At 70.3% G+C, this 12,986-nt stretch carries 10 protein-coding genes; 3 read left to right on the top strand and 7 right to left on the bottom strand.

Translation table 11 applies throughout. The features are described from left to right. Positions 1–85: 85 nt before the first annotated feature. Genes PMI01_RS15935 through PMI01_RS15925 form a run of 3 tightly spaced genes read right to left on the bottom strand, consistent with a single transcriptional unit; the run spans position 86 to position 3,581 of the window. Positions 86–637 carry a hypothetical protein gene (locus PMI01_RS15935; RefSeq protein WP_007670942.1) on the bottom strand — a complete coding sequence of 184 codons (552 nt, stop codon included), beginning with the start codon at positions 635–637 and terminating at the stop codon, positions 86–88. Further along, positions 634–2,076 carry a hypothetical protein gene (locus PMI01_RS15930; RefSeq protein ID WP_007670940.1) on the bottom strand — a complete coding sequence of 481 codons (1,443 nt, stop codon included), beginning with the start codon at positions 2,074–2,076 and terminating at the stop codon, positions 634–636. The genes PMI01_RS15935 and PMI01_RS15930 overlap by 4 nt, the downstream gene beginning before the upstream one ends. Continuing rightward, the gene (locus tag PMI01_RS15925) at positions 2,073–3,581 is read right to left on the bottom strand and encodes a tetratricopeptide repeat protein (protein WP_007670937.1); all 1,509 of its coding nucleotides are present in this window, start codon (positions 3,579–3,581) and stop codon (positions 2,073–2,075) included. The genes PMI01_RS15930 and PMI01_RS15925 overlap by 4 nt, the downstream gene beginning before the upstream one ends. Before the next feature lie 219 nt (positions 3,582–3,800). On the opposite strand from PMI01_RS15925, the gene PMI01_RS15920 reads away from it, so the two are divergent. Further along, the gene (locus PMI01_RS15920; RefSeq protein ID WP_007670936.1) at positions 3,801–5,567 is read left to right on the top strand and encodes a vWA domain-containing protein; all 1,767 of its coding nucleotides are present in this window, start codon (positions 3,801–3,803) and stop codon (positions 5,565–5,567) included. Positions 5,568–5,696: 129 nt separating this feature from the next. On the opposite strand, the gene PMI01_RS15915 is transcribed toward PMI01_RS15920, so the two are convergent. Next, positions 5,697–6,932 (bottom strand): acyl-CoA dehydrogenase family protein, encoded by a 1,236-nt coding sequence (locus PMI01_RS15915; protein WP_007670934.1) that lies wholly within the window; start codon positions 6,930–6,932, stop codon positions 5,697–5,699. Positions 6,933–7,079: 147 nt separating this feature from the next. Further along, positions 7,080–8,195 (bottom strand): acyl-CoA dehydrogenase family protein, encoded by a 1,116-nt coding sequence (locus PMI01_RS15910; protein ID WP_007670932.1) that lies wholly within the window; start codon positions 8,193–8,195, stop codon positions 7,080–7,082. A 149-nt stretch (positions 8,196–8,344) separates the two neighbouring features. On the opposite strand from PMI01_RS15910, the gene PMI01_RS15905 reads away from it, so the two are divergent. Further along, a complete protein-coding gene (locus PMI01_RS15905; protein ID WP_007670930.1) occupies positions 8,345–8,911 on the top strand; it encodes a hypothetical protein in 567 nt (188 codons plus the stop codon). Here the strand turns inward: PMI01_RS15905 and PMI01_RS15900 are convergent. After that, positions 8,908–9,834 carry a CPBP family intramembrane glutamic endopeptidase gene (locus PMI01_RS15900; protein ID WP_007670929.1) on the bottom strand — a complete coding sequence of 309 codons (927 nt, stop codon included), beginning with the start codon at positions 9,832–9,834 and terminating at the stop codon, positions 8,908–8,910. The genes PMI01_RS15905 and PMI01_RS15900 overlap by 4 nt on opposite strands. A 69-nt stretch (positions 9,835–9,903) precedes the next feature. Then, complete coding sequence (locus PMI01_RS15895; RefSeq protein ID WP_007670915.1) at positions 9,904–10,425, bottom strand: hypothetical protein; 522 nt, start codon at positions 10,423–10,425, stop codon at positions 9,904–9,906. A gap of 96 nt (positions 10,426–10,521) precedes the next feature. Between PMI01_RS15895 and pepN the strand changes: the two genes are divergently transcribed. Then, positions 10,522–12,986: aminopeptidase N (gene pepN / locus PMI01_RS15890; RefSeq protein ID WP_007670914.1), on the top strand; the 2,465-nt coding region annotated here is incomplete at its 3' end.

Genomic DNA, 12,986 nt, shown 5'->3' with positions numbered 1-12,986 from the left:
GGCGGGCCGCCGCCGGGCCGATATTCGTAGCGCGGACCGCAGGCGCTCAGCGCCAGGACCAGCCCGCCAAGCAGCAGCGCCGTCCTCAGCATCCCGACCGCCCTTGGCCGTCACGCGGATCGGGGCGCGGACCCGAAGCCAGCGAGCCGTTCGCCTGCATCCCCACGCCCTCGCGGAAGCAGCGGTTGTCGGCGCGTGGGTCCCAATACTGGGTCGAGCCGTCCGGGGCCCGGAACGCCCAGCGCTCGCCGGTCCGGCCGGTGCGGCCGCTGACGGCCATGTCACCCGGGCCGTCGGAGTTCACCCGGTAGGCGTCGCCCGACAGCCTGTCGACGGCGCAGGCCTCGGCGACGCCGGGCTTGGACAGGTCGCCCCGCAGGGCGGCGGACGAGCCGGTGTCGCGGTTGAAGGCGCTGACCTCGGTCTGGCCCCTGCCCCCGACGAACACCTGGGTGCCCGTGGCCCGGTCATAGGTCATGACGTCGGGCGCCTCGCCGGTCAGGGGCGCGCCGCAAGGCATGGCGCGACGCCCATTGGGCGGACCGTCACGCTGGGCCCCGGCCTCCTGGGCCCAGGCGCCGGTGGTGGCGGCGGAAGCGATCAAGACGGCCAGCAGGCCAGCGGCGAACTTGCTCATCGCGAGGTCCCTCCTTGCGGCGCATAGGGCTGGGGCGAACCGGGGCCGACCGGGCCGCCGGCGGCGGCCGAGGCGTCCTGCAGGTCCGGCGCCCCTCCAGCCAGGCCGTCGCCCGGCAGGCGCGGCGCGGCGGCGGCGGTCGTCAGGCTGGCCGTCGGCCAGTAGCCGTCGAAATCCAGCCGGGCCCGGTCGCGCGGCGTGCGGAACAGCTCCGGTCCCTCGAACCACGGCCGGCAGGTCAGCTTGCCGTCGAAATAGCCCGTGATCAGGGCCTCGCAGCCGCCGGGCCTGGCGTAGACGCGGTTGTCGCGGGCCCGCACCTGGGCGCCGTTGTCGGCGAACAGGCCGGCGCGCATCACCCCGGCGATGGCGTTGTCGGCGGCGTAGACCGTGCCCGAGCCGGCATAGACGCCCACGTCGGTGGCTTCCAGCTTGCCCTCCAGCACCCGCAGGTCGGCGTTTTCCAGCACCACGGCCCAGTCGCTGTCGCGGACCACGGGCCGCAGCAGGGTGGTCTCGTCGCCGCCGCCCACATAGATGCCGCGCGAGAAGCCGTCGACATAGAGGCCCTCGATCTGCACCAGCTGCGAGCGGTTCATGCCGGCCAGCACGAAGCCCGCCGAATTGCGGCTGCGGCTGGAGCCCGTCCAGTCGCCCAGGCGGACGACGCGGAAGTCGCGGATGCGGCTGTCCTCGCCGGCCTCGAAGGCCGCGCCGATGGCGGTGGCCGCGACCTCGACATTGTCGGCCATGATCGCGCCGGTGGCCTTGACCACCGCCTGGCGGGTGCGGCCGATGAAGGTGACGTTCGAGGCTTCCAGCCGGCTTTCGCCCAGGTCGAGGGCCGAGGCGTCGCCGTCGTAGCGGATGACCACGTTCTTCAGCGCCAGTTCGGTGGCGCGGCCGGTGATGCACGAGGCCGAACCGGCGCGCAGGGCGTCGATGCCCAGGCCCTCGATGACCACATACTGCACGCCGGCGGCGATGCGGATGCAGGGCTGGCCGGCCGGGGCGACCAGGATCGGCCGGCCGCGGGTCGGCGCGTAACCGTCGGCGACGATGGTCACCGACTTGGTGACATTCAGGGAATCGACGCAGGCCCCGCCGCCGCGCGAGCGCAGGGTCAGGGTGTCGCCCTCGTACAGCCGATCGAGCACGTCGCTGACCTCGCCCGGATAGGCGCGGTCGCAGTCGACCCAGGTCCGGTAGCGACCGCCGCGGCCGTGGCCGTAGCCCGTGCCGTAGCGCGGCTTGTACTTGCGGTAGTGCTTGACCCGGCAGCCGGTCGACAGGTTCGGCTCGAGCAGCAGGCCGAAGCACGGGCGGATCTGCTGGTCGATCTTGGCGTCGGGCGAGCCGGCGACGGCGGCCTCCGGCAGCACGCCGAACCCGAGGGTCGCCACCGCCAGGGCCGCGACAAGCTGGCGCAAGCGGGTCATCGGTAGTCCCTTTCGATATAGGGCCGGGCGCGTTCGCCGGCGGCGCGCGGCGGGCGCGAGACCTGCGACAGCAGCTGCTGCAGCCGCCAGACCGACGGCTTGAAGCCGGCCAGGGCGCCGTCCAGCTGGTAGACCACGGCCTTGGCCCGGTCCTGGTCGGCCACGCCCTGCAGGCCCAGCGAGAAGAAGGTCGACATGGCGTACTTGGCCTCGGCCGAACCCTGGCGCTCGGCCTCCTCGTACCAGTGATAGGCGCGGGCGTAGTCGCGCGGCACGCCGACCCCCTCGGAGTACATCACCGCCAGCACCAGCTGGGCCTTGGACGAGCCGTTGACCGCCGCGTACTGGATGGCGCGCACCTTCTCGACGCCCGACAGGCGGCCGGTGATCGGCCGGCCGATCATCGCCTGGAAGGTCTGGGCGTCGTTCGTGCTCAGCAGCCGCTCGTCGAGCAGCGGCGACGGGATCACCCGCAGATAGGCCAGGGCCTCGCCGATATGGACGAAGGGCAGCTCGCCCAGCCGCGCCAGCGCCGCCTCCTTGGCGTCGCCCGACGGATCGCTCTCGTCGGAATGCGGCACGCCGGAGTCCGGCGATTCGGGCGGATAGAACTCGTAGGGCGGAATCCAGCGCTTGGCCTTGGTCTCGACGAAGCCGCCGTACGAGGCCCGCTGCGGCGAGGAACGCTCGAAGTCCTTGAGCATCACATAGGCCGAGACGTCGCCGGTCTGCACCGCCAGGTAATTGTAGAGATAGGCGTCGACGTCGTTGCGCCGGAACAGGTCGAGGGCGGCCGGGGCGCCGGTGCGCTTGCGCGAACCGTAGGCCTCGATGGCCTGCAGGTTGTCGGACGGCTCGCCGAAGGGGCCGAAGAAGCCGTCGTGCATCCGCGCCAGCACCCGGTAGCCGTCGGCCCCCTGGGTGGAGAGGACGTAGATCACGCGGTTGCGGACCTTCTCGCGCTCCTCGGTCGACATCCGTGACAGCAGGCGGTCCAGGGCGCCGTAGGCGGCATGCCGCTCGAAGGCCCGGCAGTCGTCGAATCGCGACAGCGCGCCGCTGTCCTTGCCGCCCCGCCGCTCATAGGCGGCGATCGGCGAATAGCCGCCGGCGTTGGCCAGGGCCATGGCGTACCAGACCGCCGCCTCGACCGGGTCCTCGAGGTTCTTGTCGACCGCGCGCTGGCCCTCGTAGCGGCGGGCCAGCTCCAGCTGGGCGAAGAAGTCACCACGGAAACCGCCCTGGCGCAGGGCGCGGATCTCCTGCTGCTGCTGATTGAACTGGCCGGAAACCCCTTGCGCCGCCTGGGGACGCGGGCAGGCGGAGGCGCGTTTGTGGAACCAGAAGCTGGGGCCGGTGTCGCAGCCGACCAGCGGGATCACCACGGCCGCCACCACCGCGCCGACCGGAATCCGGCGGGCCAGCATCGCGCGATTGTCGATCAGATAGGCCAAGCTGCGCCGGAGCGCGGCGAAGCGAGCAGCAGCCGTGCTGGTCTCGTGCATCGCTCCCCCTCAGCACGCCGTTAACCATGATTTACAGTTCACTCATGTGCCCGGGCTGAAACACTGTCAAGCTCGCGGAACATCGTTCGCGAAGCTGTCACGGAACTGCCCACAGAAGGTTTGTCGCCTCGGAGAAATCCTTCGGTTTCGTGACACGGCCCCGCTTTCGCCACAGGCCGAGCGGCAGCATGACCCGCAACCCTGAGAGGACCTCCGGTCATGGCGTCATCCGGCCTTCGCATCCTCGGCTCCACCGCCCTTTCCCTGCTGATCGCCGGCGGCGCGAGCGCGCCCAGCCTGGCCCTGTCGTCTCCCGGCGACGGCGCGGTGACGCCCGAGGCGTGCGCCGCCCTGGGCTATGTCGCGTCAAGCGAACGCGACCATCGCCTCACCTCGCCCCGCCGCGCCACCATGGCTCAGGGTGCGCCGGTCGGCATGGCCCCGCCGCCCTTGCCGATCCCGTCGATACAGCCGCGCTCCGAATCGAAGGCGCCCGCTCCGCCCCCGCCAGCGGTCTACGGCTACGCGTCGCCGGTCATGCCGTCTCCAGCCTTCGCCCCCCAGGCCCGCGACACCGAGAAGTATCCCGGCGCCGTCGCCAACCCGGTCAAGCGCGTGGCCGACGAGCCGGTCTCGACCTTCTCGATCGACGTCGACACCGCCGCCTACGCCAATGTCCGCCGCTTCCTGAACGACGCCAGCGCCCCGCCCCGCGACGCCGTCCGGGTCGAGGAGCTGATCAACTATTTCGACTACGGCTACGCCCGCCCCACCGCCAAGGACGCGCCGTTCAAGCCGACCGTGGCGGTGGTCCCCTCGCCCTGGTCCAAGGATCGCCAGTTGCTGCACATCGGCGTCCAGGGCTACGCCGCGCCGCGCGCCGACCAGCCGCCGCTGAACCTGGTGTTCCTGATCGACACCTCCGGCTCGATGTCCGGCGAGGACCGCCTGCCGCTGGCCAAGAAGGCGCTGAACGTGCTGATCGACCAGCTGCGGCCGCAGGACCGGGTGTCGATGGTGGCCTATGCCGGCTCGGCCGGCGCGGTCCTGTCGCCCACCGACGGGCGCTCGAAGCTGAAGATGCGCTGCGCCCTGACGGCCCTGCAATCCGGCGGCTCGACCGCCGGCGGCCAGGGGCTGGAGCTGGCCTATGCCCTGGCCAAGCAGAACCTCGACCCCAAGGCGGTCAACCGGGTGATCCTGCTGACCGACGGCGACTTCAATGTCGGGATCGCCGATCCAGCGCGGCTGAAGGACTTCGTCAGCGACCAGCGCAAGAGCGGCGTCTACCTGTCGGTCTACGGCTTTGGCCGCGGCAACTACAACGACACGATGATGCAGGCCCTGGCCCAGAACGGCAACGGCACGGCGGCCTATGTCGACAGCCTGCAGGAGGCGCGCAAGCTGTTGCGCGATGACTTCGACAGCGCCCTCTTCCCGATCGCCGACGACGTCAAGATCCAGGTCGAGTTCAACCCGGCCAAGGTCGCCGAGTACCGGCTGATCGGCTACGAGACCCGGCTGCTCAATCGCGAGGACTTCAACAACGACCAGGTCGACGCCGGCGAGGTGGGCTCGGGCGCGGCGGTGACGGCGATCTACGAGATCACCCCGGTCGGCGCCCGGCCGTCGTCGGACCCGCTGCGCTATGGCGACAAGGCGCCGGCCAGGGCGGGCGGCGACGAACTGGCCTTCCTGAAGATCCGCTACAAGCCGCCGGGCGGTTCGGCGTCGAAGCTGATCGAGCGGCCGATCGGCGCCGGCGACGTCCGGTCGAACCTGGCCGCCGCCCCCGAGGCCACCCGCTTCGCCGTGGCGGTCGCGGCCTATGGCCAGAAACTGCGGGGCGATCCGTGGGTGGACGACGGCTTCGACTGGAACGCCGTCACGGCCCTGGCCCAGGGCGCGCGGGGCGAGGATCCCTACGGCCTGCGGGCGGAGTTCGTTCAGCTGACGCGGGCGGCGAAGGACGTGAAGGGGAGCTAGAACCTCCCGCCACCTCTCATCGTCGTCATCCCCCGACTTGTTCGGGGGACCCAAACAGAGCTCACCGTTCCGGTTCTGATGCTCAGCTTGGGTCCCCGCATAAAGCGGGGGATGACGACTGTTTATGTCTTACCGCCCCGTCGGCATGTCCTTGAACGCCACGTCCTTGTCGACCCGCACATCCCCCGGCAGGCCCAGCACCCGCTCGGCGATGATGTTCTTGAGGATCTCGTCGGTGCCACCGGCGATCCGCAGGCCGGGGGCCCACATCAGGCTCTGCTGGAAGGCCGCCTCCATCGGGGCCAGGGACGGGTCGGTGAGGATGCCGTACTCGCCCTCCGCCTCGATGGCGGTGTTGGCCAGGTCCTGCAGCTGGTTGGCGGCGATGATCTTGCCGATCGAGCTTTCCGGGCCCGGCGTCTGGCCGCGCGACAGGGCGGTCATGGTGCGGAAGCGGGTATATTTCAGGCCCTGGGAATTGACGTACCAGTCGGCCAGCTTCTCGCGGAAGGCGGTGTCCTTCAGGGCCGGACCGCCGGGCCCCGACAGGCCGCGCGCCAGTTCCATCACCTGGCGGTAGTCCGGACCGGCCGAGCCGCCGACCGCCAGGCGCTCGTTCATCAGGGTGACCAGGGCCACCTTCCAGCCGTCGCCGACCGCGCCCAGCCGCTGGCTGTCCTTGACCCGCAGGTCGGTGAAATAGACCTCGTTGAACTCGCGACCGCCCGACATCTGGTGGATCGGCCGGCATTCGACGGCGGCGTCGCGCATGTCGATCCAGAACATGGTCAGTCCCTTGTGCTTGGGCACGTCGGGATCAGTACGCACCAGGACGATGCCGTAGTCGCAATAGTGGGCGCCGGTGGTCCAGACCTTCTGGCCGTTGATGACCCAATCCGCATCGGGGCCATCGCCGTCCTTGACCGCTCGCGTCCGCAGGGCCGCGACGTCGGAGCCGCCGGCCGGTTCGGAGAACAGCTGGCACCAGATCTCCTCGCCCTTCACGGCGGGCGACACGAAGCGCTGCTTGGTCTCGTCGTTGGCGAAGGCCATCACCGTGGGCACGCACATGCCCAGGCCGATGGTGAAATAGCCGTAGCTGACGCCGGCCTTGGCCTCTTCCTGGCCGAAGATCACCGACTGGATCGGCGTGCCGCCGCCCCCGCCGACCCCGGCCGGCCAGGTGATGCAGGCGTAGCCGGCCCCGGCCTTGCGGGCCTGCCAGGCCTTGGCGGCGGCCATGTGCTCGGGCGTGGTCGGCTTGGGCTCGCCATGCGCGGCGCGATGCGCGGCGGCGTTCTCGGCCAGCCAGGCGCGGGCCTTCTCGCGATAGGCGGCTTCCTCGGGGGAGTCGTTGAAGTCCATGGTCTGTCTCCGATCCTTCTCCCCTTGCGGGAGAAGGTGTCAGCGAAGCTGACGGATGAGGGGTCGAAAGGCCTGTCCGGAGAGGTTTGAGAGACCCCTCACCCGGCCCTGCGGGCCACCCTCTCCCGCAAGGGGAGAGGGACAGCGTCAGGCTGCGTTCTTCTTCTCCAGCTCGCTGACCAGCCGCTCCTTCCAGAGCTTGGGCGAGCCGGCCACCAGCGAGAGCTGCCGCGAACGGCGGTAATAGAGGTGGCAGTCGACATCCCAGGTGAAGCCCATGCCGCCATGCACCTGGACGCTTTCCTTGCTGGCGAACCAGAAGGCGTCGGAGGCGGCGATGCGGGCGGCGGCGGCGGCGGTCGGCAGTTCCGGCGCGTCGACGTCCAGGGCCCAGGCCCCGTAATAGGCGTTGGAGCGGGCGACCTCGTTCTTGACGTACATGTCGGCCATCTTGTGCTTCATCGCCTGGTAGCCGGCGATCACCCGTCCGAAGGCGTAGCGGCCCAGCGCGTATTCCCGCGCCATCTCCAGGCAGCGGTCGGCGCCGCCCAGCTGTTCGAAGGCCAGCAGCACGGCGGCGCGGTCGAGGATGGCCTGGACCAGTTCGAAGCCCCGGCCGGCCTCCCCCAGCCGATCCGCCGTCGCGCCGTCGAAGGTCAGGCGGGCGACGCCACGGGTGGGGTCCAGGCTCTCCAGGGTCTCGGCGCGGACGCCGCTGGCCTTGAGGTCGACCAGGAACAGGCCCGGCCGGCCGCCTTCGTTGGCCAACACGATCGCCATGCCGGCCGCGTCGCCGTCGGTGACCGGGATCTTGACGCCCGAGAGCTTGCCGCCCTCGACCTTGGCCGACAGGGCCGACGGGGTGATCGTCCCCGGCCCTTCCGACACCGCCAGGCAGCCGATCAGCTCGCCGGCGGCGATGCGCGGCAGGATGGCGGCCTTCTGGGCGTCGGTCCCGTGGGCCATGACGGCCTCGGCCAGCACATAAACCGTCGAGGCGAAGGGGATCGGGGCCACGGCCCGGCCCAGCTCCTCGGCGATGGCGCACAGCTCCACCCGCCCCAGGCCCAGGCCGTTATATTGCTCGGGAATGGCCGCGCCGAGCCAGCCCTGCTCGGCCACGGCGCTCCACAGCCCCGCGTCGTAGCTCTTGGCCGGATCGTCGAGCACGCCGCGCACCACCGAGGGCGCGCAGCGGGCGGCGAGGAACTTGCGCGCCTCGTCCTTGAGGAACTTCTGGTCGTCGGAATAGTCGAAATCCACTTGGACTTCCTCCCTGGCGCGCCCGCTCTTGTGGGATGGCGGCGCGACGCCCGACCACGATGGACCGCCTTGGGCTCCAGGGAAAGATTGACCTCGCGTCAAGGATTTCAGGTTCTTATGGCGGCCTCGAAACCTGTGAGAGCGCGTGCGTGGCCAAGACCGTCTTCCAGCGGAACCAGAAGGTGTGGGTCGATAGCGTCGGCGCCTGGGCGACGATCGAGCGCATCGTGCCGATCTGGGCCAAGGGCTTCGACGAGCCCGTGCGCGTCACCTACGACGTCGGCCTGGGTCGCGAGTTCCAGGCCCACGAGCTGAAGCCCGAGGACCGGATCGACGACGAGGGCGGCGGCGTGGTCGCCAACTGGCGCATCCTGCGAGCCCGCAACAAGTGGCAGCAGGAAAGCGACTGCCTGCACCACCCCTATCCCGGCACCTATCCGGTGGTGGTCACCGATTCCAACGACTGGGGCGGCTGGCGCACACCGGGGGCCGAGTACGACCGCGACCCGCGCAAGATGGAGTTCCAGGCCCGGCTGATCGCCGCCGCGCCGCAGCTCCACGCCCTGGCGCGCCAGCTGGTCGAACTGGCCAGCGACCATCCCGAGGACGCGCCGCCAGCCCTGGTCGCCCTGGCCCAGCGCGCCGCCGCCATCGAGCGGGCGCTGTACGAGGTTCCCGCCGCCGAAGGGGCGGTCAGCATCGTCGAAGCGGGTTAAGCCGCCTCGACGACTGGAGGCGCGTCGGGTCGGGCCTTGAAGTTCCCCTTCTTCCAGGCCCAGTACAGCACTCCGATCGCCACGCTGGTCCCCACGATCATCGCCGGAACCGAGGCTTCGGGCCCGAACGCGCCGCCGCTCAGCCATTCAGGAACGGTCGCGCGAGGCTGGCTCAGGAACAGGCTCTCCTTGACTTCGTTGCCCGAAACACGCGCGCCCCAGATCCAGCCCTGGGCGAAGTTCCAGGCCGCGTGCACGCCAATCGCCATCCACAGGCGTCCGGTCAGCAGATAGAAGGCCGCCAGCATCAACCCGGCTTCCACGGCGATGGCGGCGGCCGCCGTCGGGGTGGCGTTGTCATTGCCCAGGTGCACGAAGCCGAAGAACGCGGCCGAGAGCGTCAGCGCCGGCCAGAGCCCGAAGGCGCGCATCAGGAGACGCAGAAGGATCGCCCTGAACATCAGCTCCTCGAAGACGCCGGAGGAGATGGCGACGGTGATCATGTTCCAGGGCGACGCCGCGCGAGGCCCGGAAATCTCATAGAGGCCTGACGCCAGCAGCACCGCGACCACCACGCTCATCATGGCCACGCCGACCACCAGCCCGATCAGCAGTTCAGGCGCGGCCTGCCTCAGACCCAGTTCGCTGGGCCAGCGCGCCTCCGCGCCCCGCACGAGAAGCGCGTACAAGGCCAGGCCGATGACGCTGGCCACGGCCGTGATCAAGGCGCCCTGGGACGGGCTGAACCAAGGGGCGTCAGACTCCGTCACCATGCCAAGCACGCCGTAGGCGAACCCGAACAGCACGAACAGCAACGCGCCCCAGCCCAGCGACCGCAGCCAACGCACCGGGCCGGGATGCAGGAAACGGCGCGAACCGACGTCGAGGCCGACGGCGGATGGGGAAGCGTCAGTCAGCGACATGAAATGGAATCCCCGAGAAACTGTCCCGAGCTTTGGCGGGATCATGTCGCGGTTCAAGTGACGAACGGTTTAGGTGGGCTCGGCACGGCCGACGGTCTCGCGCGGCGGCCAGTCACGTCCCGAACCCGGCCGGCGCAGGCGACTGTGCGAGGCGAACTCCACCGCCGGCCGGACCACGCCGAGGTCGATCTCGCCGCCGGGCGTCAGCCGCCAGCAACGGCGTCCGACCCAGATCAGCACCTCCAGCCCCTCGGCCGCGCCCGCGCTGGCCCAGCCCCGCAGGATCGCCTCGAACGGCGCGCGCCGCCAGGCCGAGGGCTGGGTCGGGTCGAGTTCGACATTGATCGTCCGGCCGCCATCGCCGGCGTGCAGCACGAAGCCGCTGCGGTCCGGCCGCCAGGCGTCGTCCAGGCGATCGTCCAGCAACCAGTCGCAGGCGAAGTCGGCGCAGCCCTGCGGCCGGCCCTCATAGACCCCGCACCCCTTGCCGCGCTTGTAGTAGCGGCACCAGACGTGGGGGGCCTTTTCCAGCTCGCGCACGCCGATCAGCTTGCAGCACTGACCGCACTCGCCGCATTCCCGTCCGGTCATCGACGCCCCCTGGTGACGGCGCGAACTCGCGGACAATTTGCCTGTCGGGTCAAGAGCGCCCTCGCCCCGGCGCGCCGCCTTGCCTACATTGACCGGATGCGCACAGACACGCCCCAGCCCGTCCGGCTCTTGGACTATCGCCCGTTCCCATTCCGGATCGAGACCACCGCCCTGGAGTTCCAGCTGGAACCCGCCGCGACGCGGGTCAAGGCGACGCTGGCGATCAAACGTAGCGGCGCGGCGGACGAGCCCCTGTTCCTGAACGGCGAGCGACTGAAGCTGATCTCGGTGGCCATCGACGGCCAGGCGCTGAGCGCCAACGAATACGCCCTCGACGCCGAAGGCCTGACGATCCACGCCGTGCCCGACGCCTTCGTCCTGACCACCGAGGTCGAGATCGACCCGTCGGCCAACAAGGCGCTGATGGGCCTCTACATGTCCGGCGGCCGGTTCTGCACCCAATGCGAGGCCGAGGGCTTCCGCACCATCACCTACTTCCCCGACCGGCCCGACGTGCTGAGCCGCTACACGGTGCGGATCGAGGCCGACGAGGCGTTCGCCCACCTGCTCAGCAACGGCAACCTGGTCGGGAGCGGCGCGCTGGAGGGCGGGCGCCATTTCGCCGTCTGGAACGACCCCTTCCCCAAGCCGGCCTATCTGTTCGCCCTGGTGGCGGGCGAGTTGGACGTGCTGGAGGACAGCTTCACCACCATGACCGGCCGCCCCGTGGCCCTGAAGGTGTTCGTCGATCCCGGCCAGGCCCCGCGCGCCGCCTATGCCCTGGACGCCCTCAAGCGGTCGATGAAGTGGGACGAGGAGGCGTTCGGCCGCGAGTACGACCTGGACCTGTTCATGATCGTCGCCGTGCGCGACTTCAACTTCGGGGCCATGGAGAACAAGGGGCTGAACATCTTCAACAGCTCCCTGCTGCTGGCCGCGCCCGAGACCGCCACCGACATGGACTACGAGCGCATCGAAAGCGTCGTGGCCCACGAATATTTCCACAACTGGACCGGCAACCGCATCACCTGCCGCGACTGGTTCCAGCTGTGCCTGAAGGAAGGCTTGACCGTCTTCCGTGACCAGAGCTTCAGCGCCGACATGCGTGGCGAGGCCGTCCAGCGGATCAAGGACGTCAAGGCCCTGCGCGCCCGGCAGTTCGCCGAGGACGCCGGGCCCCTGGCCCATCCCGTGCGGCCGTCCAGCTATCTGAAGATCGACAACTTCTACACCGCGACCATCTACGAGAAGGGCTCCGAGCTGATCCGGGTGCTCAAGACCATCCTGGGCGCGGACGTCTTCAGGAAGAGCCTGGACCTCTATTTCGAGCGCCACGACGGCGAGGCGACCACGGTCGAGGCCTTCATCGCCTGTTTCGCCGATGCGTCGGGCCGCGACATGGGCGATTTCTTCGCCTGGTACGAACAGGCCGGCACCCCGGCGGTGTCGCTGACCCACGCCTATGACGAGGTCGCCCAGGCGCTGGAGATCACGCTCACCCAGTCGACCGCCCCGACCAGCGGCCAGCCGGACAAACGGGCCCTGCCGATCCCGGTGACCATTGGCCTGCTCGACGGCGCGGGCGAGAGCCTGCGCGGCAGCGAGGTGGTGCTGCTGGACGGCGCGACCAGGACCGTGCGCTGGGACGGCGTGAAGAGCGCCCCGGTGATCTCGGCCCTGCGTGGCTTCTCGGCGCCGGTGAACCTGACGACCGACACCCGGTCGGTCGACCGCTACGTGCAGTTCGCCGCCGACCCGGACCTGTTCAACCGCTGGGAGGCCGGCCAGACCCTGGCCCGCGAACTCATCCTCGGCCGCGCCGCCGGCGCCCCTGACGATGTCGGCGAGGAGCGCTACGCCGACGCCCTGGGCAAGGCCCTGGTCGACGACGCCTCGGACCCGGCGTTCAAGGCCCTGCTGCTGACCCTGCCCAGCGAGGGCGACCTCAGCCTGGCCGTCGAACCCGTCGATCCGGCGGCGATCCACGCGGCCCGCGACAGCCTGAAGGCCCGCATCGCCGTCCATCTGGGCGACCTGCTGCGGCGTCTGCACGGCGACCTGCAGAACGGCGGCGAGTTCTCGGCCGACGCCCGGGCGGCCGGCAAGCGCGCCCTGCGCAACGGCTGCTGCGACCTGCTGGCCGCCGACCCGCACGCCGTCAACGTCGAGCGTGTCGTCGGCCACTTCGAGAGCGCCGCCAACATGACCGACGCCATGGGAGCCCTGTCGGCCCTGGTGCAGATCGGCGGCGAGCCGGCCGAGAAGGCCCTGGCCGCCTTCCACGCCCAATGGCGCGAGGAGCCGCTGGTGCTGGACAAGTGGTTCTCGGTCCAGGCCCGCGATCCGGGCGAGGGCGCGATCGGCCGCATCCTGGCCCTGACGGCGCACCCCGATTTCGACGCCGGCAACCCCAACCGCCTGCGGGCCCTGGTCCAGGGTTTCGCCAGCGGCAATCCGGCCCGCTTCCACGACGAGACGGGGGCCGGCTATCGCTTCCTGGCCGACCAGATCCTGGGCGTCGACGGCTTCAACCCGATGACGGCGGCGCGGCTGGTCGAGCC

Origin of the sequence: Caulobacter sp. AP07, assembly GCF_000281955.1 — a bacterium.
Lineage (GTDB): Bacteria > Pseudomonadota > Alphaproteobacteria > Caulobacterales > Caulobacteraceae > Caulobacter.
Note: the sequence above shows the minus strand (reverse complement) of the source record. Positions and strands in the feature narration are given on the sequence as shown.